This is a genomic window from Streptomyces sp. ISL-99 (genome assembly GCF_018614005.1).
Taxonomy (GTDB): domain Bacteria; phylum Actinomycetota; class Actinomycetes; order Streptomycetales; family Streptomycetaceae; genus Streptomyces; species Streptomyces flavidovirens.
Genome location: NZ_JAGGPC010000043.1, coordinates 110,676 through 133,628, shown reverse-complemented (window position 1 = coordinate 133,628; position 22,953 = coordinate 110,676). Strand labels below are relative to the sequence as shown.

Here is a 22,953-nt window from a genome sequence, read left to right as displayed (position 1 = left end):
CGAGCTCCAACTCGTTTCAGGGGTGCGGAACCGGTGGGGGCTGTGCTCGGGTGGGGAGGTCAGTTTTCGGCACGCTGTTCGATGCGGCTACTCACCGCGGTGACAATTTCGGGCCCAGTCCGAGCTGATGTGTCATCACAATGTGATGACGGGCGTGGGCCTTTCCGCCCGCGTACGACGAACACCGCTCCGGCCGCCGCCAGCAGCGCCCCGGCCCCGCCGCCGCCCATCGGCAGTGTCTCGCCCACCAGCTTCAGCCGCTTGCTGTCGGACGAGGCCAGCGCGACCTGCGCGCGCTGCGTCGACGGGGTGAACTCCAGCCGGCGGCTATCCAGAAGGACCACCTTGTCCCGCTTCCCGCCGGGGGAGCGCAGCGTCTTGCGCGGGCCGATCACGGCGTTCACGATGCGGCCCGTGCGCCGGTCGACGACCAGCTCGATGCCGTGGTTCGCGTACCACTCCTCGGCGAGCACCTGGCTGCGCTCCGGCAGGCCGACGAGTCGCCCCGGAACCAGCCGGGTGCCGGTCCTGGCCGGTTCCACGGCGCCGGTGAACCGGTAGCCCTCGTACCCCTGGATCTTGCGCGTACCGGCGAAGCGGAGGCGGACGGTCGAGCCGAGCGTGTTGTCCCACCAGCGATAGGAGCGCTTCTGTACGTCGAAGGGGAACTTGAGGTACGCCTCCCCGTCGAAGGCCGGCTTCTCGCCGCAGCAGTGCACGGGCTCGTTGGTGCGGCGGTCGGTCACCCAGCGCTCCAGCGTCCACTGGAGCGAGTCGTGGGTGTCGGCGGCGGGCAGCGTGGCGTCGGTGTCCACGGACGTCGAGACGTCCCAGACCGCCCTGCCGCTCTTCTCGCTGTCGGCCACATCGCCCCGTATCTGGCGGGTGATCGTGAGTTTTCTGTCGGGGACGGTTCTGATCTCGGTCGTGTCGAAGTAGCTGCCCTTGCCGGTGAAGACCGTGGTGACATCCACGTCGACCGGTGTGCGTTTCGCGCGTGGCTCGACGTACCAGGCCAGCATCGGGGCGAGTACCAGCAGGAAAACGCCGGCGCCGAGGAGGGCCAGCGACAGGGGGGAAGCGGTGCGACGCATACGGGCGACTCCAGTGAGGGCCGGCGGGGGGTGCTCGGCGGATACGTGCACATGCGTATGGGCCGGGAACCGTAGGCGTCCTCTTGACGGACTGTCAATGGAGTGTTGACACTGGGCCATTGCCGGACAGGGCCGGTGGGGGCACCGGTGGGGTCACAGCGTCAGAGAGGCTGACCCGACCATGTCCAGACTCCTTGCAGCAGCGCTGACCACCGTTGTTGCCGCCGCCCTCGCCGTGGGGGCCGCCTTTGTCATCGTGGCACTGCTGAACGCCACCCCGGACCAGCCGAACGTGCCGCTGATCAGCTATGAGTCGGCGACACCCCGGAAGTGACCCCAGCGATCCCGGTGGGAGTACCTCCAGTGGAAACGACCGCAGTGGACGGGGAGCGACGTATGGCCGACTGCTCGGCATGGGAGGACGTGCCCCGCCTGCAGGTACGGCAGTTCACCGACCGGGCCATGCGCGAGGTCCCCTCGCTCGCCCAGGAGATCCTCGACTGCATCTGCCGCGAACACCCCAAGCTGCCGCTGCTCGTCGACGAATCGGGCGAGCTGATCGCCCTCGTCGGCATCCGGCGCGCCCTGGAGGACTTTGTGCAGCACCTGGTGCTGGCGGAGGGGCGCCCGCACGTTCATCTCCAGGTCTTCCAGGAGTTCGGACGCGGCGAGGGGCTGCACGGCCGCTCGCTCGACTCCCTCCAGGCCATGTACCGGCTCGGAGTCCGGCTCGCCTGGCGGCGGTTCGCCGAGATCGGGCAGCAGGTGTCCATCCCGCCGCCCGCCATGTACGAGCTCGCCGAGTCCGGGTTCGCCTTCCTGGACGGTCTGGTGGACCAGACCGTGCGGGGATACGCCGAGGCCGCCGCCCGGCAGGCCGGTGAACGGCTGCGGCTGCAAAGGAAGTTGACGCAGGAACTGATCGCGGAGTACGTCGAGCCCGCCGACCCCGCGCGCACCCGTTCGCTCGCCGAGCACGCCGCCCGGATCGGCTGGGCGCTGCCGGAGCGGGTCGCCGTGGGGGTGCTGCTGCGCCCGGCCCGCGAGTTCGTCGCACCGGCCGTGGGACAGGGCGTACTCCTCGACCTGGAGAGCGAGCAGCCGCTGATGATCGTCCCCGACCCGGCACTGGCGGGACGGCCCGAGCTGCTGCGCCGGTCGATGAAGGGATGGTCGGGGGCGATCGGGCCGGCCGTCGCGCTGACGGAGGCCGCGAAGTCGCTGCGCTGGGCGGCGGCCGCCGTACGTCTCATGGAGCGCGGGCTGCTGCCTTCCGGTCGGCTGCTGCACTGCACCGAGCACACCGAGGCGCTGGTACTGCTGCCGCCCGAGGAACTCATCGGGGACCTGACGCGCCGCTGCCTCGCGCCGCTCGCCGGCTGCGGACCCACACAGGGGCGGCGGCTCGCGGAGACGCTGCTGGCCTGGCTGGAGACGCGCGGCGGGGCGCCGGAGGTGGCGGCCAGGCTCGGCGTACATCCGCAGACCGTGCGCTACCGGATGCGGCAGATACGGGAGCTGTGGGGCGACGAGGTCGACGACCCGGACCGCCGCTTCGAGCTCGAACTGGTGCTGCGGGCCCAGCGGTTGCGGGGCGAGCTGAGCGAGCCCGTCCGGTGACGCGGTACGAGCAGAGCTCCGCCCCCGGTGCTGTGCGTTCACCGGGGGCGGAGCCGTCTGGGTGCTGCTCGGCTGCTGTGCGGGTCAGCCGACCAGCTGGTCGTACGCGGGGAGAGTCAGGAAGTCCGCGTAGTCGGCGTCGAGGGAGACGTGCAGCAGCAGGTCGTGGGCCTGCTGCCACTTGCCGGCCGCGAAGGCCTCCTCGCCGATCTCCGCGCGGATGGCGGCCAGTTCCTCGGCGGCGACCTTGCGGGCCAGCTCCGGGGTCGCCTTCTCGCCATTCTCGAAGACGACGCCCGCGTTGATCCACTGCCAGATCTGCGAGCGGGAGATCTCCGCCGTGGCCGCGTCCTCCATCAGGTTGAAGATCGCGACGGCGCCGAGGCCGCGCAGCCACGCCTCGATGTAGCGGGTGCCGACCTGGACGGCGTTGCGCAGGCCCTCATAGGTGGGCCTGGCGTCGAGCGAGTCGATGGCGATGAGATCGCCGGGCGCCACGGAGACGTCCTCGCGCAGGCGGTCCTTCTGGTTCGGCTTGTCGCCGAGCACCGCGTCGAAGGACGCCATCGCGATCGGGACGAGGTCGGGGTGCGCGACCCAGGAGCCGTCGAAGCCGTCGGCGGCCTCACGGTCCTTGTCGGCCTTGACCTTCTCGAAGGCGACCTTGTTGACCTCGGCGTCGCGGCGGGACGGGATGAACGCCGCCATGCCGCCGATGGCGTGCGCGCCGCGCTTGTGGCACGTACGGACGAGCAGCTCGGTGTAGGCGCGCATGAAGGGCGCCGTCATCGTCACCGCGTTGCGGTCCGGGAGGACGAACTTCGGCCCGCCGTCACGGAAGTTCTTGACGATGGAGAAGAGGTAGTCCCAGCGGCCCGCGTTGAGCCCCGCCGCGTGGTCGCGCAGCTCGTAGAGGATCTCCTCCATCTCGTACGCCGCCGTGATCGTCTCGATCAGGACGGTCGCGCGGACGGAGCCCTGCGGGATCCCGACGTAGTCCTGCGCGAAGACGAAGATCTCGTTCCACAGGCGCGCCTCGAGGTGCGACTCGGTCTTGGGGAGGTAGAAGTACGGGCCCTTGCCGAGCTCGATGAGCCGCTTGGCGTTGTGGAAGAAGTACAGGCCGAAGTCGACCAGGGCACCCGGCACGGGGCGGCCGTCGAACTGGAGGTGGCGCTCGTCGAGGTGCCAGCCGCGCGGCCGCATGACGACGGTCGCCAGCTCCTCGGCCGGCTTCAGGGCGTACGTCTTGCCCGACTTCGGGTCGGTGAAGTCGATGCGGCGCTCGTAGGCGTCGATCAGATTGCGCTGGCCGAGGACGACGTTCTCCCAGGTGGGAGCGGACGCGTCCTCGAAGTCGGCGAGCCAGACCTTCGCGCCCGAGTTCAGGGCGTTGATGGTCATCTTGCGGTCGGTCGGACCGGTGATCTCCACGCGGCGGTCGTTGAGCGCGGCCGGAGCCGGCGCGACCTTCCAGTCGCCCTCACGGATCTGTGCGGTCTCCGGGAGGAAGTCGAGCGTCGACGTGCGGGCGATCTCGGCACGGCGCTCGGCGCGGCGGGCGAGCAGCTCGTCACGGCGGGGCGTGAACAGCCGGTGCAGCTCGGCCACGAAGGCGAGAGCCGCGTCGGTCAGGACCTCTTCCTGCCTGGGCAGGGGCTCGGCATCGACGATGGCCAGCGGGGACGGCGCTGGTGCGGACATGAGCTGTCACTCCTTAGGCGGGCGGCGCCTTACGGCCGCCGGGTCGCCTGCGAACGGCACAGCGTGCCATGGCTCCGAGGTACGGTCGCGGGCGCCGCCGTGTGGTGCAGGGCGCTTCTGACTTGTGGATAGTAGTTTCCTCATGGTGGAAGTTCAACGGTCTGTTGACATCGAGATTCTCTGAGTCGACAGAAACTGTCGCTCAGTGCCACCTCGGTCACTCCAAGTGGAACAGGTCCTCCGGCGTGTCGATGTCGTACGCCTCGGCCACGTCCCCGCACTCGACGAGCGTGACGGCGCTCTCGTGCTCCTTCAGATAGGCGCGTGCCCCCCGGTCGCCCGTCGCAGTCCTCACGATGTCCGCCCACCGCTCGGCGCCGAAGAGCACCGGATGCCCGCGCTTTCCCTCGTACGCCGCCGCCACGAGGCTCGAAGGCGAGCGGTACGCCGCCACCACCCGGCCCACCGCCACCGGGCCGATCCCCGGCTGATCGACCAGCGAGACGAGCGCGGCCGAAGCGCCCGTACCGGCCAGGGACGCCAGGCCGGCCCGCAGCGACGAACCCATCCCCTCGTCCCACTGCGGGTTGTCGACCAGCACGCATCCGCTCAGGTCGGCGCGCTCGCGCACCTCGGCGGCCGAAGCGCCCAGCACCACGTGCACCGGGCCGCAGCCGCCCTCGCACAGCACCCGTACCGCGTGCTCGACCAGCGGCCGCCCCCGGTACTCCAGCAACGCCTTCGGCCGCCCGCCGAGCCGCCGCCCGGCGCCGCCCGCGAGCAGAAGCCCCGCGATGCCCGCGGCGCCGTCGTCTCTTGTATGTGCCATGGGCTCTGCATACCTCATGGGGACCGGCACCGACGGTCCGTCTCCTTGGACAGGGTGCCGTTCGATAGCGGAGTACTGCGGATACCGGCTGGCCGCCAGGCTCGGCGCGGGCGGCATGGGCAAGGTCTACCTTTCGTACACACCGGGCGGACGGCCCGTCGCGATCAAGGTGATCCGGCCCGAATTCGGCGAGGACCCCGAGTTCCGCCGCAGGTTCGCCCAGGAAGTGCAGTCCGCGCAGCGCGTGCAGGGGCTGTTCACCGCGCCCGTCATCGACGCCGACACGAACGGCACGCGGCCGTGGCTGGCCACCGCCTACGCCCCCACCCAGGTGCCGGCGCACACCCCGGCGTACCCCGGACACCCCCAGCCGCCGGCGCCCCGACCCCCGAAGCGCGGGGGCCAGGGCCTGCTCGTGGCCCTTGCCGCCGTGCTGGTCTTCGGCATCGCGGGGGGGCATGGCGTACGCCCTGCTCACGGACGACGAGAAGCAGACGGCCGGCGGGGGCGAGGCCCCTCAGAACGCGGACCCCAAGGACACCGACCCGAAGGACGCCGACCCGAAGCCGGAGGTCAAACCCGACCCTGAGCCCGCCGACTACAAGGGCATCAACCTCACCGCCGGATACCACCTGACGCTGGGGGACGACGAGGTCCGGCCCCAGGTGGGCGAGGACGGTTCGTACGAACTGTCCTACGACACCGGCGGCTACCTCGACGCGGAGGCCGAGGGCGGAACGCTGGTGCTGCTCGATCCGGGCCAGCAGAGGTCGCTCGCCGCCTGCCGCGCGGACACCCGGTTCACCGAAACCGTCTATGTGAACAAACTCTCCAAGGGCCGGCAGGTCTGCGTCACCACCGGCACGGGACACATGGGCCTCGTCACGGTCCAGGGCTTCTCGGCCGAGGACTCGCCCAGTACGTACATGACGCTCGACGTGACGGTCTGGCGCAACGCCGTCAACTCCGGCTCGGAGAGCTGAGCCGGGGCCAAGTGGCGGACAGCCCTCCGATTGGCGTTAACTGACCCCGGCTCCTGTGTACGGCGTCCGACCAACGGCGTGCGGGGCTTCATCACTGGCAGGACCTGCACGTGGCCGTGCGAGGGGGAGAGACCTTGTTGAGAAGTGTGGAACAGAGGTGCGTGACCGGTGACGGCGACGACCCGCGAGTGACGGAGCTGCGTGCTGCCGTCTCGCGGCTGCGCCGTGAACTCGCCGCACATCCCGCCGAACTGCCCGACCGGGGGGTCGCGGAGGACGAACTGGCGTCGCTGCACGCCATGGCGCTCGGCGGCGCACCCGAGATCATGCGGCTGCGGCGTTCGCTGCTGCTGGTCGCGGGTTCGGTCGGCTCGGTCAGCGCGCTGGCGGAAGCGCTGACACAGGTGCGCAAGGCGGTCGAGCTCTTCGGACGCGGCGCCTGACGGCGTGCGACGGTCACCGCCGGATGAGCCGGCGGGCCGTCGCCGCCGCCACCGCGGAGGTACGCGAGTCCACGCCCAACTTGGCGTAGATGTGCACCAGATGGGTCTTGACCGTCGCCTGGCTGAGGAAGAGCTGCTTGCTGATCTGCTGGTTCGACAGACCGTCTCCGACCAGCTGGAGCACCTCCAGTTCGCGCCGGGTCAGTGCCTGGGCGGGCGTCCGCATCCGGTCCATCAGCCGGTGCGCGACGGCCGGCGCCAGCGCGGACTGCCCGGCCGCGGCCGTGCGTACGGCGCCCGACAGCTCCTCCGGCGGCGCGTCCTTGAGCAGATAGCCGCTCGCGCCCGCCTCCACCGCCGCCAGGATGTCGGCGTCCGTGTCGTACGTCGTCAGGACGAGGACCCTGGGTGACCCGGGCCGCGCGGTGATCGCCGCGGTGGCTTCGCAGCCGTGCATCCTGCCCGGCCCGAACTGCAGGTCCATCAGTACGACGTCGAAGTCGTCCGCCGCCGCGAGCTCCACCGCCCGTTCGGCCGTCGCCGCCTCCGCGACGACGACGAAGTCCTCCTCGGTGTCGAGTACGGCGCGCAGACCCGCCCGTACGACGGGATGGTCGTCGGCCAGCAGCAGGCGGACGGGGGCGCCGGGGCGGGTCACGCGGGGTCTTTGGGGTCTGCGGACGGCAGGGGCAGGGTGATCGCCACGGCCGTGCCCTGTCCGGGCGCGGACTCGACGCTCAGCGTGCCGCCGAGCGAGCGCGCCCGCGAGCGCATCGCGGGCAGACCGAAACCGCCGCCCTTGCGCAGGTCGGGGGCCGAGGGGTCGAAACCCTCGCCGTCGTCCACGACGTCCAGCGCCACCGAGGTCTCCATGAAACTGAGGGTGATCTCGGCGCGTGCCGCACGCGCGTGCCGCACCGTGTTGGCGAGCGCGGACTGGGCGACGCGCAGCAGGGCCACTTCGTACGGAGTGGGCAACTGCACCGGCGTACCGCTCACACCGAACTGCACAGCGGGTGCCGGGGTCGCCGCGCACAACCGCTCCAGTGCGGCGGCCAGCGAGCCGTGCTCCAGGCCGGGCGGGGTCAGCGCCTGTACGAAACGGCGTGCCTCGGCGAGATTGTCCTGCGCCGCCTCCCGCGCCTGCCGGACATGGGCGGCGGCCGGAGCGCCGACGGGCAGCATCCGTTCGGCGGCGCGCAGGAGGAGCTGGATGCTGGACAGGCCCTGGGCGAGCGTGTCGTGGATCTCGCGGGCCAGCCGCTCGCGCTCGGCCAGCGTCCCGGCCGTGCGTTCGGCGGCGGCGAGGTCCTCACGGGCCGCGAGCAGCTCGTCGATGAGTTCGCGGCGCCGCTCGCTCTCCCGGTACAGCGCCTGATAGCCGAGGACCGTCGCGACGGCGACGGCGGCGCCGAGCAGCGGCCCGAGGAACGAGCCCGGCGTCACCGGCGGCCCGTGCAGGACGAAGCCGGCGATGGCGGCGGCCGCCGTCGCGGCGACCGCGGGCAGGCCCCATCGCATCGGCAACAGATGCAGCTGGAGGAAGTAGAGGGGGAACGCCGCCCACAGCCCGTCGCGGGACAGGCCCAGAAGTATCAGCCAGGCGAGGCCCAGGGCGGCGAGCCAGACGGCGGCGGCCCTGGGCGAGCGGTCGACGGCCGGGCTCAGGGCCCCGACGGTGTAGACGACGGCCATCGTGAGGGCCGAGAGCACCACGGCGGTCGCGTGCGGGGCGTCGTCGGCCACGGCCTTCACGGCGGCGAGCGCGATCAGCCCGCCGAGCAGCGCGTGCAGGCACAGACGCAGTGCGCGCAGCACGGGAGTGAGGGGACGTGAGGGGGGAGACGAAGCGTGAAGGGGCGAACCGGGCAGGGAGGAGCGGGGAAGGGAGGGGGTGAGGTCCATGGCGTTGCCAGCGTAGGGCTCCGGCGCCGTTGCCCGGTCAATCAAAAGATTGATGTCGCGCCGATCCGTGGCGCGATGTTTTCGCGCGCCCCCGGGGCCAGGCTGGAATTATGTTTGTCGCATGGAGAGACCTCCGGTTCGCCAAGGGCCGGTTCGCGCTCATGGGCACGGTCGTGGTGCTGATCACGCTGCTCGTCGGGCTGCTGTCCGGCCTCACCGCCGGACTGGCCAGGGACAACACCTCGGCCATCACCTCGCTGCCCGCCGACCGGCTGGCCTTCGACCGGCCGCCCGAGGGGCAGGAGGTGTCGTTCACGAATTCCGTGGTCACCGAGAGCGCCTGGCGGGAGTGGGCCCGCCGGCCCGGCATCACCGCCGCCGAGCCGCTGGGCATCCGTACGACCAACGCGCGGTCGGGGGACAGGACGGCCGCCGTGTCGGTGTTCGGCGTCGAGCCCGGTTCGGGGCCGGCGCCGGCCGTCGAGAGCTTCCGGTCCGGGCGGGCCGTGCTGTCCGTGCGGGCGGCCGGGGACCTGGGCGCGGGGCCCGGCGACAAGGTCATGATCGGCGGCGTGGAGGAGACCGTCGCCGCCGTCGAAGGGGAGGACTCGTACAGCCACACGCCGGTGGTGTGGACGTCGCTCGACGACTGGCAGCGGCTCGCCGCCGTCGGCCCCGGTAAGGAGCGGCAGGCCACCGTGGTCGCCCTGACCACCGGCGAAGGCGCGGACCTCGCGGCGGGCGACGAGGCGGCGGGCACCGAGGTCCGCACCATCGACGGCTCGCTGAGCGCCCTCGCCGCCTACGAGGCGGAGAACGGCTCGCTCCAGCTGATGCGCGGCTTCCTCTTCGTCATCTCGGCGCTCGTCGTCGGTGCCTTCTTCACCGTCTGGACGATCCAGCGCAGCGGTGACATCGCGGTCCTCAAGGCGCTGGGGGCCTCCACGCCGTACCTGCTGCGCGACGCGCTCGGCCAGGCCGCCCTGATGCTCTGCGCCGGTACGTTCCTGGGCACCGCACTCGCCACACTGATCGGCGGAGTCGTCGCCGGGGCGGTCCCGTTCGTACTCGCACCGGCGACGCTGCTCGTCCCCGCCGTCGTCATGGTCGCCCTCGGGATGGCCGGCGCCGCACTCTCCGTCCGGCGTATCACCGCCGTCGATCCCCTCGTCGCCCTCGGGAGCGCCCGATGACCCTGTCCCTCACCGACGTGACCCTCACCTACCCCGACGGCGACTCCCGCCTGACCGCTCTCGACGGCATCGCTCTCCAGGTCGCCGCGGGCACGCTCACCGCCGTCGTCGGACCGTCCGGCTCCGGCAAGTCCAGCCTGCTGGCGGTCGCGGCGACGCTCGTCTCACCGGACCGGGGAAGGGTCGTCGTCGACGGTACGGACACGGGCCCCCTGAGCCGGGCCGCCAGAGCGGAACTGCGGCGGACGCGCATCGGCATCGTCTTCCAGCAGCCGAACCTGCTGCCGTCCCTCACCGCCACCGAGCAGCTCCAGGTGATGGCCCACCTGTCGGGACGCCCGCCGCTTCAGGCACGTGACCGGGCGGGGGAGTTGCTGGACGCGGTGGGACTCGCGGACCAGTCCGGCCGCCGCCCGCACCAGCTCTCCGTCGGTCAGCGCCAGCGGGTGAACATCGCCCGCGCGCTGATGAACGAGCCGGCCGTCCTGCTGGTCGACGAGCCGACCAGCGCCCTCGACCACGAGCGGGGCGCGGCCGTACTCGACCTGCTGGTCACGCTGACGCGCGAGCGCGGCACGGCGACGGTCCTGGTCACCCACGACCGCGCGCACCTGGAGCGGATGGACGCCGTGATGACGATGGCGGACGGCCGCCTCTCGGCCGCCGCCCCACCGATCTGACCCGGAGCTGCGCGCTCGCTCAGCTCTGCGTGCCGTTGTTGGTGAGCACGACCGACAGGTCCTGGGCGACTTCCTGGAGTATCGGGACGATCTTCTCGGTCGCCGCCTCCGTCACGCGGCCCGCCGGCCCGGAGATGGAGATGGCCGCGGCGGTCGGGGAGTTGGGCACCGGGACCGCCAGGCAGCGGACGCCGATCTCCTGCTCGCCGTCGTCCACGGCGTAACCGGCCCTGCGGACCTGCTCCAGGGCGTCCAGGAAGCCCTCGGGCGTGGTGATCGTCTTCTCGGTGGCGGTCGGCATGCCGGTACGGGCGAGCAGTGCGCGCACCTCCTCCGGCGGGGTGTGCGCGAGCAGCGCCTTGCCGACGCCCGTGGAGTGCGGAAGGACCCGGCGGCCGACCTCGGTGAACATCCGCATCGAGTGCTTCGAGGGCACCTGGGCGACGTACACGATCTCGTCGCCGTCGAGCAGCGCCATGTTCGCGGTCTCGCCGGTCTCCTCGACCAGGCGCGCGAGGTACGGGCGGGCCCAGGTGCCGAGCAGGCGGGACGCGCTCTCGCCGAGGCGGATCAGGCGCGGGCCGAGCGAGTAGCGGCGGTTCGTCTGCTGGCGTACGTAACCGCAGGCGACCAGGGTGCGCATCAGGCGGTGGATCGTCGGCAGCGGCAGACCGCTGCTGGCCGAGAGCTCGCTGAGGCCGACCTCGCCGCCCGCGTCGGCCATCCGCTCCAGCAGGTCGAAGGCGCGCTCAAGGGACTGCACACCACCGGTGGGCGCAGCGGTTTTGGAAGCGTCGGTGGTGGCGTTGGACGACGGCACGTCAACGGTCCTTTCGAGGCGGATGGGCAAGGCAGCAGCCTACCCGCCGCGTGCGCGGAGCACACGGCCTGCGTCAGGACGTCTCCGCCGGTCAGAGGGGTGTTTGTCCCTGTGTCGGCGGTCACTCCCGAGGCGACCCTGCCCTGCCCCTGTGCATTGCGACGTTCTACTGGATGAAATTCTACTTCCACTTTGTGGAAACATCTAAGGAGCTCCGGTCCTGGAGATGCGCAGGCCGTCCAGGTGGGGGAGGGTCTTGACGGGCCGGACCCCGAAGTGAAGACTCCTTCAACAGTTCGTTGAATTTCTCTGTACGGAAGTGAGGGACAGGGTGCCCGACGTGGACCTGGTACTGCGCTCGACGCGCGTCGTCACCCCCGAGGGGACGCGCGCCGCATCGGTGACCGTCGCCGACGGGAAGATCACGGCTGTGCTGCCGTACGACGCCGAGGTGCCGGCCGGAGCCCGGCTGGAGGACTTCGCGGACGACGTCCTGCTCCCCGGCCTCGTCGACACCCATGTCCACGTGAACGACCCCGGCCGCACCGAGTGGGAGGGCTTCTGGACCGCCACCCGCGCGGCCGCGGCCGGCGGCATCACCACGCTCCTCGACATGCCGCTGAACTCCCTCCCGCCCACCACCACGGTCGACAACCTGCGCACCAAGCAGGACGTGGCCCGCAGCAAGGCGCACATCGACGTCGGCTTCTGGGGCGGCGCCATCCCGTCCAACGTGAAGGACCTGCGGCCGCTGTACGACGCCGGCGTGTTCGGCTTCAAGTGCTTCCTGTCGCCGTCGGGCGTGGAGGAGTTCCCCCAGCTCGACCAGGAGCAGCTCGCCCGGTCGATGGCCGAGATCTCCGGCTTCGGCGGTCAGCTGATCGTGCACGCCGAGGACCCGCACCACCTGGAGGCGGCCCCGCAGAAGAGCGGTCCGGCGTACGCCGACTTCCTCGCCTCGCGGCCGCGCGACGCCGAGAACACCGCCATCGAGAGCCTGATCGCGCACGCCAAGCGCCTCGGCGCCCGCGTCCACGTGCTGCACCTGTCGTCCTCGGACGCGCTGCCGCTCATCGCCGCGGCCAAGCGTGAGGGCGTACGCGTTACCGTCGAGTCCTGCCCGCACTTCCTCACCCTCACGGCCGAGGAAGTCCCGGACGGGGCGACGGAGTTCAAGTGCTGCCCGCCGATCCGCGAGGCCGAGAACCAGGACGCGCTGTGGGAAGGGCTCGCGGACGGGACGATCGACTGCATCGTCTCCGACCACTCCCCGTGCACCACGGACCTCAAGACCCCCGACTTCGCCTCCGCGTGGGGCGGCATCTCCTCGCTCCAGCTCGGCCTCCCGGCGATCTGGACCGAGGCCCGGCGCCGGGGCCACTCGCTGGAGGACGTCGTCCGCTGGATGTCCGCCGCACCCGCCGAGCTCGCCGGCCTGACGCAGAAGGGCGCCATCGAGCCGGGCCGCGACGCCGACTTCGCGGTCCTCGCCCCCGACGAGAGCTTCACCGTCGACCCGGCGGAGCTGCACCACCGCAACCAGGTGACGGCGTACGCGGGCAAGACCCTGCAGGGCGTCGTCAAGTCGACGTGGCTGCGCGGCGTACGTATCGCCGACAACGGCACCCTGGCCGAGCCGACCGGCCGGCTGCTCGAAAGGAACAACTGACGTGTCTGAGCTGGCGACCCCCTCCTTCACCGGTGACGCGAACCCGTACGGCGGCGGCGACCCGTACGCCGACTACCGCACCGCCGACTTCCCCTTCACGCACTTCGCGGACCTCGCCGACCGGCGGCTCGGCGCGGGCGTGATCGCCGCCAACGACGAGTTCTTCGCCGAGCGCGAGAACATGCTGCGGCCCGGGGCGGCGGAGTTCGACCCGGAGCACTTCGGGCACAAGGGCAAGATCATGGACGGCTGGGAGACCCGCCGCCGCCGTGGCGTCAGCGCCCAGCAGCCCCACCCGACGGACGAGGACCACGACTGGGCTCTCGTACGCCTCGGGGCACCCGGCGTCGTACGCGGAATCGTCATCGACACCGCCCACTTCCGCGGCAACTACCCGCAGGCGGTATCGGTCGAGGCGGCGTCGGTACCGGGGTCGCCCTCGCCCGACGACCTCCTCTCCGGCGACGTCAAGTGGGTAACTCTCGTACCCCGTACGGCAGTCGGCGGCCACGCGGCCAACGGCTTCGCCGTCGACGTCGAGCAGCGCTTCACGCACCTGCGGATCAACCAGCACCCCGACGGCGGCATCGCCCGCCTGCGTGTCTACGGCGAGGTCGCACCCGACCCGGCCTGGCTGGCCACGCTCGGTACGTTCGACCTCGTCGCCCTGGAGAACGGCGGCCGCGTCGAGGACGCCTCCGACCGCTTCTACTCCCCGGCCACCAACACCATCCAGCCGGGCCGCTCGCACAAGATGGACGACGGCTGGGAGACGCGCCGCCGCCGCGACAAGGGCAACGACTGGATCCACTACCACCTCGTGGAGCAGTCGGAGATCCGCGCGGTCGAGATCGACACGGCATACCTGAAGGGCAACTCGGCGGGCTGGGCGGCGCTTTCCGTGCGCGACGGCGCCGAGGGCACCTGGACCGAGATCCTGCCCCGGACCCGGCTCCAGCCCGACACGAACCACCGCTTCGTGCTGGACGCGGTCCCGGCGGCCACCGAGGTCCGGATGGACATCTTCCCGGACGGCGGCATCTCCCGCCTGCGTCTCTTCGGCTCCCTGACGGAGGCGGGGGCGTCGCGCCTGGCGGCCCGCCACCAGGAGCTGGGCGGCTGACGCCACCGCGGCACCCCTGACACGGAGTGCGCCGGGACGCGACGGCCCCGGCGCACTCCGTCCATCTCCCGTCCGTCTTCCCGTCCGTGTGCCCCGGCGTTACGCGGCGTGGCCGCCGTCGACCAGTACCTCCGAACCCGTCATGTACGCCGCCTCCTCGCTAGCCAGGAACGCGACCAGCGACGCGACTTCGTCCGGAGTGCCGAAGCGGCCGAGGGCCGTCATCTCGCTCTGCGCCGCCGCGTACGGGCCGTCCGCCGGGTTCATGTCCGTGCCGACCGGACCCGGCTGGACGAGGTTGGCCGTGATGTCCCGGCCGCCCAGCTCCCGCGCCAGGGCCTTCGTCAGGCCGGTCAGCGCGGCCTTGCTCGTCGCGTACAGCGTCCCGCCGGGGCCCGGCACGCGCTCGGTCATGCAGCTGCCCATCGAGATGATCCTGCCCCCGCGTTCCATCCTGGCGGCCGCGGCCTGCGAGGCCAGGAAGACCGCCCGTACGTTGACGGTCAGCACCTGGTCGACCTCCGCGAGCGCCAGGGTGCCGATCGGGCCGAGTATGCCGACGCCGGCGTTGTTGACCAGGATGTCGAGCCGGCCGAGCTCGTCGGCGGCCCGGCCCACGACGGCGGTGACCGCCGCCGGGTCCGCCGCGTCGGCCCGCAGCGCGATGCCGCGCCGGCCGGCCGCCTCGATCTTCTGGACGACGTCGTGGGCGGCCTTCTCGTCCCGTACGTACGTGATGGCCACATCCGCGCCGTCCCGGGCGAGCCGGAGCGCGATCGCCGCGCCCATGCCCCGGCTGCCGCCGGTGACCAGAGCCGTCCTGCCGTTCAGTGAAGCCATGTCGGCTGCCTCTTCCGTAGGTCCGCAATAGTGGTTGCGGATTCAAGGAAACAGGCGGCGGCGAGGTGGCGCTGGCGGCAAACGGACGCCGTGCCCGAGCCGGCCGATGAGTTCCGTGGAAGCGTGGAGTCAGAGCTGGTGACACCTGACGAAGAAGGGCTTCGGACCATGAAGATCACGCTCACCACATTCCTCACGCTCGACGGTGTGATGCAGGCTCCGGGCGGCCCTGACGAGGACACCAGCGGCGGGTTCGAACAGGGCGGCTGGGTGGTTCCCTTCGCCGACGAAGGCATGGGCCGGTTCATCGACGGCGTGTTCGGCCGCGTCGACGCGTTCCTGCTCGGCCGGCGTACGTACGAGATCTTCGCGGCCTACTGGCCGAAGGTCACCGACGAGAACGACCCGGTCGCCGGCCCCCTCAACACGCTCCCCAAGTACGTCGCTTCCACGACCCTGGACAAGGCCGACTGGAACAACTCCACCATCATCTCCGGCGATGTCGCGCAAGAGGTCGCACGGCTGAAGCAGGAGCCCGGCCGGGAACTCCAGATCCACGGCAGCGGCACGCTCGCCCGGTCCCTGATGAAGCACGACCTCATCGACGAGTACAACCTGCTGACCTTCCCCGTCGTACTCGGTGCGGGGCAGCGGCTGTTCGCGGAGGGCGGTCTGCCGACCTCGTTCGAGCTGACCGACAGCAGCACCACCGAGTCGGGCATCGCCATCCACACCTACCGGCCGGCGGGGAGGCCGTCGTACGGCACTTTCGACCTCGACCAGTGAGGGCCGCCCCTCCGGCGTTCAGCAGGAAGGGGTGGGCAGGGGAACAGCGCCGCAGGCGCCTACACCCGCCGGAAGCGGTCCGCGGAGGCCATCAGGGCTATGCCGGCGACCGCCAGCACGATGTTCGTGTAGATCGCGTGGCCCCGCAGGAACGGCAGCAGCTGCAAGAAGCCGAAGAACTTGGGCATCCAGCCGGTCACCTCATGGATCAGACCGGACCCGCCCGACACGAACAGCACGAAGCCGGCCACTTCAAGAATCTTCTTCATGCGCCGATCGTGGCGTGGCGGGCCGCCCCGCCGCGTCCGCCGTCCGGATCGGCCGGTGTGCCGAAAGTCTTGGACTCCGCGACTTTGGTCGCTGAAACCCGTCGCGGTGCTCCGGCCCCGCCCCCGCGTGCGTAGTTTTGTCGACATGACCGATCAGGAGTACCGCTGGCTGCAGCCCTCGGCGATGGCCGACCCCGACCCCGATACCGACCCCGGTCGGCCGGGTGACCGGACCGGCGGACGTCCGCGCCGTACTCCCCGTGACTGGTTCGTCGACATCGTCATGTTCGTCTTCGCCGCGCTGGTCGGGCTCGGCGCGGCCGATGTCGCCGACAGCGTCGGCAACCCGGAGTACGTCGTCGTCCTGGACCAACTGGCGGGCGCGGCCGCCTGCTGCGCGCTCTGGCTGCGGCGCCGCTGGCCCGTGGGTCTCGCCGTCACCCTGGTCGTCGTCTCCGTCATCGCGCCCGTCGCGTCCGGCGCCATGGTCGTCGCCCTGTTCACCCTCACCGTGCACCGGCCGTTCAAGACGGTCGCGGCCGTCGGCTCCGCCGCCATCGCGGCCGGCCTGGTCCAGGCGGTGCTGCGCCCCGACCCCAGCGTCTCCTTCCGGGCCGCGGCGGTCGCGACCGTGGTCATCGTGCTGCTGATCGTCGGGTGGGGCATGTTCGTACGCTCCCGCCGGCAGCTCGTCGTATCGCTGCGCGACCGGGCCCGCCGCGCCGAGGCCGAGGCCGCGCTCCGCGCCGAGCAGGCGCAGCGCATGGCCCGCGAGGCCATCGCGCGCGAGATGCACGACGTCCTCGCGCACCGGCTCACCCTGCTCAGCGTCCACGCCGGCGCCCTCGAATTCCGCCCCGACGCCCCGCCCGCCGAGGTCGCCCGCGCCGCCGGAGTGATCCGCGACAGCGCGCACGAGGCGCTCAACGACCTGCGCGAGGTCATCGGCGTACTGCGCGGCCCCGCCGCCGGCGACGGACCCGCCACCGGCGACGAACACCGGCCGCAGCCGACCCTCGACACCCTCGACGCCCTCGTCGCCGAGTCGCGCGAGGCCGGCATGAAGGTCGCCCTCGACCACCGCGTCGCCCGGCCGCAGGAGGTGCCCGCCGCCATCGGCCGCAACGTCTACCGCATCGCCCAGGAGGGCCTGACCAACGCCCGCAAACACGCACCCGGCGCCGAAGTCACCGTGACGCTGACCGGCGCACCGGGCGACGGCCTCACCGTCGAGGTGCGCAATCCGGCCCCCGAGGGCGACGCCCCGCCCGTTCCCGGATCGGGCCAGGGCCTCATCGGCCTGACCGAACGGGCCACGCTCGCCGGCGGCCGTCTCGATCACGGACCGACGCCCGACGGCGGGTTCAAGGTCGGCGCCTGGCTACCGTGGGCCGCATGACCATCAGGCTGCTCATCGTCGACGACGACCCGCTCGTACGGGCCGGGCTCACCTTCATGCTCGGCGGGGCCGACGGCATCGACATCGTGGGGGAGGCGGCGAACGGCTCCGAGGCCGCCGCCATGACTGACCTGCACCACCCCGACGTGGTCCTCATGGACATCCGGATGCCCGTCATGGACGGCCTCGCGGCGACCGAGGTACTGCGCCGCCGCCCCGACGCCCCCGAGGTCGTCGTCCTCACCACGTTCCACGCGGACGAGCAGGTGCTGCGCGCGCTGCGGGCCGGTGCCGCCGGGTTCGTACTCAAGGACACCCCGCCCGCGCAGATCGTCGATTCGGTACGGCGGGTGGCGGCGGGCGATCCGGTGCTCTCGCCGGCGGTCACGCGCCGGCTGATGACCCATGCCGCCGAGGTCTCCGCCGACCCCCGCCGGCACACGGCGACCCGGCGCATCGGCCAACTCGCCGAACGCGAGCGGGAGGTGGCGGTCGCCGTCGGCCGGGGACAGTCCAACGCGGAGATCGCGGCGGCGCTCTACATGAGCGTGCCGACCGTAAAGACCCATGTGTCGCGCGTGCTGGCCAAGCTGGGCCTCAACAACCGTGTCCAGATCGCGCTGTTGGTGCACGACGCCGGCCTCCTCGACGAGGAACCGACGTAGGCTGACCGGGCAGTGGCCAGGGGGCAGCGGAGAGGTGGGGGAGTATGACAGTCGTCGATCTGAGCGATCACGCCGAGGAGTTCGCGGCGGATCCGTATCCGTACTACGCGAAACTGCGCGAGGCCGGTCCCGCCCACCTGATCCGGACGGCCGACGTCGAGCGGGTGTGGCTGATAGTCGGCCACGACGAGGCGCGGCGGGCGCTCGCCGACCCGCGCCTCAGCAAGGACTGGCGGACCTCGGGTCTGTACGAGGTGACCGCCAACCCGATCAACGCCAACATGCTGGAGACCGACCCGCCCCACCACACAAGGCTGCGCAAGCTCGTCGCCAGGGAGTTCACCTCCCGCCGGATCGAGGCGCTGCGGCCACAGATCCAGCGCGTCACGGACGAGCTGCTGGATGCGATGACCGCCGGAAGCAGCCGTACGGCGGACCTTGTCGAGGCGCTCGCCTTCCCGCTCCCCATGACCGTCATCTGCGAGCTCCTCGGCGTACCGGACCTGGACCGGGCCTCTTTCCGGGGCTGGTCCAACGAGATCGTCGCGCCGACCGGAGCCGACGCGGAAGGTGAGGCCGTACGGGCCATGGGGGCCTATCTCGCCGAACTTGTCGAGGACAAGCGCGCGTCCGCGCCCGGCGACGACCTGCTGAGTGCGCTGATCCGGACCCAGGCCGAGGACGGGGACCGGCTCGCCCCCGACGAGCTCATCGGCATGGCTTTCCTGCTGCTCATCGCGGGCCACGAGACCACCGTCAACCTGATCTCCAACGGGGTACGGGCCCTTCTCGCCCACCCTGATCAATTGGCGTCTCTGCGCGCCGACTTCGGTTTGATCGACAGTGCCGTCGAAGAGATGCTGCGCTATGACGGCCCCGTGGAGAACGCCACCTTCCGTTTCACCCGCGAGCCCTTCGAGGTCGGCGACGTCGTCATTCCGGCCGGCGAGCCGGTCCTGGTCTCGCTCGCGGCCGGTGACCGGGACGCCGCCCGTTTCCCGGATCCGGACCGCTTCGACATCACGCGTACAGCGGTTGCGGGCAAGGGGCCGGGGCATCTCGCCTTCGGCCACGGCCTGCATTTCTGCCTCGGTGCGCCGCTGGCCCGCATGGAGGGCCGCATCGCCGTCCGTACGCTTCTCGAACGCTGCCCCGATCTGACGCCCGACCCCGACGGCGGGCCGCCGGAATGGCTGCCCGGGCTGCTGATGCGCGGCGTACGACGTCTGCCGGTGCGGTGGTGAGCGCCGCCGCTCGCCCTTACACCTGGACGACGATCTTGCCCCCGCTCGACCGGCCCTCCATCAGGTAATCGATGGCCTCGGGGACATCGGCCAGCGGATAGGTGCGGTCGATGACGGGTGTCAGCGAGCCGGCCTCGATGAGCTCCGCGAGGAGCTGGAGGTCGCCGTGGTCCAGACGCATGACGGCGAGTCCGCGGAGCCGGTGGCCGGTGAACGGCGACAGCAGCAGTGCTCCCAGTTGCCGCTCGTTGCCGCCGATCCACCTGCCGCCGTTCTCACCGCCGATGATGACGAGGGTCCCGCGGGGGGTGAGGGCGCGGCGGAGCCGGGAGAGGGGGCGGTTGCCGGCGGTGTCGAGGACGAGGTCGTAACGGCGGCTGCCGTCGGTGGGGTCTTCGCGGGTGTAGTCGATGACCTCGTCGGCGCCGATGGAGCGGACCAGGCCGGCCTTGTCGGTGCTGCACACGCCGGTGACGTGGGCGCCGAAGGATTTGGCCAGCTGTACGGCGAAGTGGCCGACGCCACCGGCCGCGCCGATGACGAGCACCTTCTGCCCGGCCCGCAGCTGTCCGGCGTTCCGTACGGCCTGGAGGGCGGTGCACGCCGAAACCGGAACAGCGGCCGCCTGTTCGAAGCCGAGGTTCCCCGGCTTCAGGGCGAGGCTGCCCTCCTTGGCACACGCGTACTGGGCGAACGTCCCTTCCCCGGCGCCGAACACCTCGTCACCCGGCCGGAAGCGGGTGACGTCCGCGCCGACGGCCTCCACACGACCTGCGACGCCCTCGCCACGGATGCGGCCCTTGGGCGCACGGAGGCCGAAGCCCATGGCGCGGATCAGGTACGGCATGCCTGCCGTGAGGTGCCAGACGCCGGGGTCGACGGAGGCCGCGTGGACCCGTATCAGCACCTCGTCACCACCGGGCACCGGCCGGGCGACGTCTTCGAGGCGCATGACCGACGGCGGTCCATACGTGGTGTGGGCCATGGCTTTCATGGGGTTTCTCCCGAGTTGTCATGGGGGTACTGGAAGACTTCGTCGAGCGGGACGCCGAACACGCGGGCGATCTGGAAAGCCATCTCCAGAGAGGGTGAGTAGCGGCCCTGTTCGATGGCGATGACGGTCTGGCGGGATACGCCGATACGGCCGGCGAGCTCGGCCTGCGTCATCTCGCCGTGGGTGAATCGCAGGGCCCGGATCGTGTTGGTGACCCTGGTCGGCTTCGCCTTCACCACGGGTGGAAGCCCAGCCGGTAGGAGACGATCTTCGCCGTGGACCCGAGCACCGACGACAGGACGAACGCCAGGTAGATGGCGTTGGCGATCCAGAACTGGTCGTGGCCGGCCATGGCCAGGGCGAGCCCGGCCACGCCGCCGATCACGACGAACGACTGCCCGATGTGCTCTGCGAAACGGTGGATCTCGCGGTCGCGCTGGTCCTTGCCGTTCGCGTCCTCGCGCGAGAGCGCCGCCAGCGTGACGTGGAGCGCGGTGTTCGCGGCGATCGCCGCGCCGACCGTCCACAGCAGCGCGGACACATAGGGCGCCTCGGTGAGGGGCGCGTCTCCGGGCCGGCCGAGGACGACCGCCAGGTACACCGCGTACGCCCCGATCGCGACCAGGAGCATGCTCCAGGCGCGTTTCTCTTCGAATGCCACTCGGCTCACTCGCTCCCCACGTAAGAAAAGACACCGCAAGAAAACCTGACACCTGGAGTGTCAAGCAGTCTTAACGTGAAGTCAAGCTTCCTTTACATGAGCCTGAGGTGATCAGCGAGGCGCGACCGCGGCGGCGAATTCGGCCGGGGACTCCGCCCACGGCATGTGGCCCGCCCCCGCGAGCGTCACCCGCGAGACATCCGGCAGGGCCTGCGCCAGCGAATCCACCGCGTCGCGCGGCCGGATGTCCTGCTCGCCGTCCACGATGAGGACCGGCATCCTCAAGCCCCCGCAGGCGGCGTGGAGCTGATGCTCACTCATCGTCCTGGTCTCGGCGTTGATCTCCGCGTTGCATTCGTGGTTCACGCCGTACCAGGGCGTGGCCATCCGCTCGGCCAGCCGCAGCGCCCGCTCCCGGTCCGGCCCCGCGAAGTCCGCCGACCACTGGAGCACGCACATCTCGCGCTCCTCCGCCTCCGTACGCCGCTCCAGGGCCTTGAGCTCCTCCCACCGGGGCAGCCGGTCACCGATCGCGGCCCGCAGGTTCCCCACGAACTCCGGATACCAGCCGGAGTCCGGCCCGATGCCGGTGCCCGACACGTACACCAGTCGCGTCACCCGTGCCGGATGCGCGAGCGCGTAGTGCAGGGCGAGCCGCGCGCCCCAGGAATGGCCGAGCAGCGTCACCGTCTCCAGACCGAAGTGCTTGCGTACGGCATCGAGATCGGCCACCGACCTGGCCACCGAGTAGGGGCCGCGCCGCTCGGAGCGCCCGCAGCCGCGCTGGTCCCAGCGGTGGACGGCCACCCCCCGGTCCGCGATCAGCCGGGCCACGTCGTCGAACGTGTCCCACAGCCCGGGGCCGCCGTGGCACAGGATCACCGGATCGCCCTCGCCGGTTCTCTCCGCCCAGAGCTTCGCCCCGTCATCCGTCGTCAGCGTCATGACGAGGGGATCTCTCCCAGCCGCACCGGCCGCCGCTCCCGGCGCGACAGCTCGCACGCCTCCGCGATCCGCAGCGCGTGCAGCGCCTCCCGGCCGTCGCAGGGGTTGTCCCGCTCGCCCAGTGCGACCCGTACGAAGGCGTCCAGCTCCGCCTCGTACGCCGGGGCGAACCGCTCCAGGAAGCCGGGCCACGGCTGCTCGCAGGCCGGCGGCCCCTTCGGCTCGGTCGAGGTGATCGGCGTACGGTCGTCGAGGCCGACGGAGACCTGGTCGAGCTCGCCGGCGAGTTCCATCCGTACGTCGTACCCGGCGCCGTTGCAGCGCGTGGCCGTGGCTGTGGCGAGCGTGCCGTCGTCGAGGGTGAGGACCACCGCGGCGGTGTCCACGTCGCCCGCCTCGCGGAACATCGCCGGCCCCGCGTCGGACCCGGCGGCGTACACCTCGACCACCTCGCGTCCCGTGACCCAGCGCAGGATGTCGAAGTCGTGGACCAGGCAGTCCCGGTAGAGCCCGCCGGAGAGCGGCAGATACGCGGCGGGCGGCGGCGCCGGGTCGGAGGTCATCGCGCGTACGGTGTGCAGCCGGCCGAGGCTCCCGGACCGTACGAGCTCGCGCGCCGTGGTGTACCCGGCGTCGAAACGGCGCATGAAACCGAGCTGGAGCACGGTCCCCGCCGCGTCGACCTCCCGCAGCGCGCCCAGTGTGCCGGGCAGATCCAGTGCGATCGGTTTCTCGCAGAAGGTCGGCAGCCCCGCCCGCGCCGCCCGGCCGATCAGTTCGGCGTGCGCCGAGGTGGCGGAGGCGATGACGACCGCGTCGACCCCCCAGGCGAAGATCTCGTCGACCGACGGCGCGGCGGTGGCGCCGATCCGGTCGGCGACCGCGGCGGCCCGCGCGGCATCGGTGTCCGCGACGAGCAGGGCACCCACTTCGCGATGGCGGCTGAGCACGTCAGCGTGGAAAGAACCGATACGTCCCGTGCCGATGAGTCCGATGCGCATGCCCCAAAGTGTCGCCATGCGGGCCGCCCTGTCAAGGGTATGTCCTGACAATCTGACTACAGGACTTCCAGTAGTCATTACCTGGC

Annotated in this window: 25 protein-coding genes and 1 pseudogene; 13 read left to right on the top strand and 13 right to left on the bottom strand. The window is 71.4% G+C overall.

The features are described from left to right. Positions 1 to 59: 59 nt before the first annotated feature. Positions 60 to 1,094, bottom strand: coding sequence for a DUF3068 domain-containing protein (locus J7E91_RS25765; protein WP_214908699.1), 1,035 nt, complete (start codon positions 1,092 to 1,094; stop codon positions 60 to 62). Positions 1,095 to 1,275: 181 nt separating this feature from the next. Between J7E91_RS25765 and J7E91_RS25760 the strand changes: the two genes are divergently transcribed. Both J7E91_RS25760 and J7E91_RS25755 read left to right on the top strand, forming a co-directional pair. Further along, positions 1,276 to 1,428 (top strand): hypothetical protein, encoded by a 153-nt coding sequence (locus tag J7E91_RS25760; RefSeq protein ID WP_214908697.1) that lies wholly within the window; start codon positions 1,276 to 1,278, stop codon positions 1,426 to 1,428. Positions 1,429 to 1,490: 62 nt separating this feature from the next. Further along, positions 1,491 to 2,714, top strand: a complete 1,224-nt coding sequence (locus tag J7E91_RS25755) for a helix-turn-helix domain-containing protein (RefSeq protein WP_214908777.1) — start codon at positions 1,491 to 1,493, stop codon at positions 2,712 to 2,714. Positions 2,715 to 2,798: 84 nt separating this feature from the next. Here the strand turns inward: J7E91_RS25755 and aceB are convergent, their stop codons facing one another. Both aceB and J7E91_RS25745 read right to left on the bottom strand, forming a co-directional pair. Continuing rightward, on the bottom strand, positions 2,799 to 4,418 hold the full coding sequence (gene aceB / locus J7E91_RS25750; protein WP_214908696.1) for a malate synthase A: 1,620 nt from the start codon (positions 4,416 to 4,418) through the stop codon (positions 2,799 to 2,801). Positions 4,419 to 4,635: 217 nt separating this feature from the next. Further along, the gene (locus J7E91_RS25745) at positions 4,636 to 5,247 is read right to left on the bottom strand and encodes an NTP transferase domain-containing protein (RefSeq protein ID WP_214908695.1); all 612 of its coding nucleotides are present in this window, start codon (positions 5,245 to 5,247) and stop codon (positions 4,636 to 4,638) included. A 16-nt stretch (positions 5,248 to 5,263) separates the two neighbouring features. On the opposite strand from J7E91_RS25745, the pseudogene J7E91_RS36230 reads away from it, so the two are divergent. The 3 genes and pseudogenes from J7E91_RS36230 to J7E91_RS25735 all read left to right on the top strand — a co-directional run. Continuing rightward, positions 5,264 to 5,608, top strand: a pseudogene (locus J7E91_RS36230) (hypothetical protein); the annotation flags it as partial. A gap of 97 nt (positions 5,609 to 5,705) precedes the next feature. Next, on the top strand, positions 5,706 to 6,230 hold the full coding sequence (locus J7E91_RS36225; RefSeq protein ID WP_251016233.1) for a hypothetical protein: 525 nt from the start codon (positions 5,706 to 5,708) through the stop codon (positions 6,228 to 6,230). A gap of 134 nt (positions 6,231 to 6,364) precedes the next feature. Continuing rightward, positions 6,365 to 6,673 (top strand): DUF5955 family protein, encoded by a 309-nt coding sequence (locus tag J7E91_RS25735; RefSeq protein ID WP_214908694.1) that lies wholly within the window; start codon positions 6,365 to 6,367, stop codon positions 6,671 to 6,673. 13 nt (positions 6,674 to 6,686) lie between these two features. Here the strand turns inward: J7E91_RS25735 and J7E91_RS25730 are convergent, their stop codons facing one another. After that, on the bottom strand, positions 6,687 to 7,331 hold the full coding sequence (locus J7E91_RS25730; protein ID WP_214908693.1) for a response regulator transcription factor: 645 nt from the start codon (positions 7,329 to 7,331) through the stop codon (positions 6,687 to 6,689). Then, positions 7,328 to 8,491, bottom strand: a complete 1,164-nt coding sequence (locus J7E91_RS25725) for a sensor histidine kinase (protein ID WP_308377092.1) — start codon at positions 8,489 to 8,491, stop codon at positions 7,328 to 7,330. Before J7E91_RS25725 ends, J7E91_RS25730 begins: the two co-directional genes overlap by 4 nt. Before the next feature lie 197 nt (positions 8,492 to 8,688). Between J7E91_RS25725 and J7E91_RS25720 the strand changes: the two genes are divergently transcribed. After that, entirely contained in the window at positions 8,689 to 9,771 is a 1,083-nt protein-coding gene (locus J7E91_RS25720; protein WP_214908689.1) for an ABC transporter permease, read from the top strand. Then, complete coding sequence (locus tag J7E91_RS25715; RefSeq protein WP_214908687.1) at positions 9,768 to 10,451, top strand: ABC transporter ATP-binding protein; 684 nt, start codon at positions 9,768 to 9,770, stop codon at positions 10,449 to 10,451. The genes J7E91_RS25720 and J7E91_RS25715 overlap by 4 nt, the downstream gene beginning before the upstream one ends. A 19-nt stretch (positions 10,452 to 10,470) precedes the next feature. On the opposite strand, the gene J7E91_RS25710 is transcribed toward J7E91_RS25715, so the two are convergent. Beyond that, positions 10,471 to 11,271 (bottom strand): IclR family transcriptional regulator, encoded by an 801-nt coding sequence (locus J7E91_RS25710; RefSeq protein WP_214908775.1) that lies wholly within the window; start codon positions 11,269 to 11,271, stop codon positions 10,471 to 10,473. A 331-nt stretch (positions 11,272 to 11,602) separates the two neighbouring features. Between J7E91_RS25710 and allB the strand changes: the two genes are divergently transcribed. Then, a complete protein-coding gene (allB, locus tag J7E91_RS25705) occupies positions 11,603 to 12,940 on the top strand; it encodes an allantoinase AllB (protein WP_214908686.1) in 1,338 nt (445 codons plus the stop codon). Position 12,941: 1 nt separating this feature from the next. Beyond that, the gene (alc, locus tag J7E91_RS25700) at positions 12,942 to 14,063 is read left to right on the top strand and encodes an allantoicase (RefSeq protein WP_214908685.1); all 1,122 of its coding nucleotides are present in this window, start codon (positions 12,942 to 12,944) and stop codon (positions 14,061 to 14,063) included. A gap of 99 nt (positions 14,064 to 14,162) precedes the next feature. Here the strand turns inward: alc and J7E91_RS25695 are convergent, their stop codons facing one another. Next, the gene (locus tag J7E91_RS25695; protein ID WP_214908684.1) at positions 14,163 to 14,903 is read right to left on the bottom strand and encodes an SDR family NAD(P)-dependent oxidoreductase; all 741 of its coding nucleotides are present in this window, start codon (positions 14,901 to 14,903) and stop codon (positions 14,163 to 14,165) included. 168 nt (positions 14,904 to 15,071) lie between these two features. Between J7E91_RS25695 and J7E91_RS25690 the strand changes: the two genes are divergently transcribed. After that, complete coding sequence (locus J7E91_RS25690; protein WP_214908683.1) at positions 15,072 to 15,689, top strand: dihydrofolate reductase family protein; 618 nt, start codon at positions 15,072 to 15,074, stop codon at positions 15,687 to 15,689. A 59-nt stretch (positions 15,690 to 15,748) separates the two neighbouring features. On the opposite strand, the gene J7E91_RS25685 is transcribed toward J7E91_RS25690, so the two are convergent. After that, on the bottom strand, positions 15,749 to 15,958 hold the full coding sequence (locus J7E91_RS25685; protein ID WP_028812918.1) for a hypothetical protein: 210 nt from the start codon (positions 15,956 to 15,958) through the stop codon (positions 15,749 to 15,751). 145 nt (positions 15,959 to 16,103) lie between these two features. Between J7E91_RS25685 and J7E91_RS25680 the strand changes: the two genes are divergently transcribed. Genes J7E91_RS25680 through J7E91_RS25670 form a run of 3 tightly spaced genes read left to right on the top strand, consistent with a single transcriptional unit; the run spans position 16,104 to position 19,266 of the window. Further along, positions 16,104 to 17,357 carry a sensor histidine kinase gene (locus tag J7E91_RS25680; protein ID WP_214908682.1) on the top strand — a complete coding sequence of 418 codons (1,254 nt, stop codon included), beginning with the start codon at positions 16,104 to 16,106 and terminating at the stop codon, positions 17,355 to 17,357. After that, entirely contained in the window at positions 17,354 to 18,022 is a 669-nt protein-coding gene (locus J7E91_RS25675) for a response regulator transcription factor (protein WP_214908680.1), read from the top strand. Before J7E91_RS25680 ends, J7E91_RS25675 begins: the two co-directional genes overlap by 4 nt. 44 nt (positions 18,023 to 18,066) lie before the next feature. Then, positions 18,067 to 19,266 carry a cytochrome P450 gene (locus J7E91_RS25670; RefSeq protein WP_214908678.1) on the top strand — a complete coding sequence of 400 codons (1,200 nt, stop codon included), beginning with the start codon at positions 18,067 to 18,069 and terminating at the stop codon, positions 19,264 to 19,266. 16 nt (positions 19,267 to 19,282) lie between these two features. On the opposite strand, the gene J7E91_RS25665 is transcribed toward J7E91_RS25670, so the two are convergent. The 5 genes from J7E91_RS25665 to J7E91_RS25645 all read right to left on the bottom strand — a co-directional run bounded on the left by J7E91_RS25665 (position 19,283) and on the right by J7E91_RS25645 (position 22,867). Next, a complete protein-coding gene (locus J7E91_RS25665; protein WP_214908676.1) occupies positions 19,283 to 20,260 on the bottom strand; it encodes an NAD(P)-dependent alcohol dehydrogenase in 978 nt (325 codons plus the stop codon). Further along, positions 20,257 to 20,499 carry a helix-turn-helix transcriptional regulator gene (locus J7E91_RS25660; RefSeq protein WP_214908674.1) on the bottom strand — a complete coding sequence of 81 codons (243 nt, stop codon included), beginning with the start codon at positions 20,497 to 20,499 and terminating at the stop codon, positions 20,257 to 20,259. The genes J7E91_RS25665 and J7E91_RS25660 overlap by 4 nt, the downstream gene beginning before the upstream one ends. Further along, positions 20,493 to 20,921: a hypothetical protein gene (locus J7E91_RS25655; RefSeq protein WP_214908672.1), complete on the bottom strand. Its 429-nt coding sequence runs from the start codon at positions 20,919 to 20,921 to the stop codon at positions 20,493 to 20,495. Before J7E91_RS25655 ends, J7E91_RS25660 begins: the two co-directional genes overlap by 7 nt. A gap of 111 nt (positions 20,922 to 21,032) precedes the next feature. Next, positions 21,033 to 21,866 carry an alpha/beta fold hydrolase gene (locus J7E91_RS25650; protein WP_214908670.1) on the bottom strand — a complete coding sequence of 278 codons (834 nt, stop codon included), beginning with the start codon at positions 21,864 to 21,866 and terminating at the stop codon, positions 21,033 to 21,035. Next, positions 21,863 to 22,867 carry a Gfo/Idh/MocA family oxidoreductase gene (locus tag J7E91_RS25645; protein WP_214908668.1) on the bottom strand — a complete coding sequence of 335 codons (1,005 nt, stop codon included), beginning with the start codon at positions 22,865 to 22,867 and terminating at the stop codon, positions 21,863 to 21,865. The genes J7E91_RS25650 and J7E91_RS25645 overlap by 4 nt, the downstream gene beginning before the upstream one ends. Positions 22,868 to 22,953 lie beyond the last annotated feature (86 nt).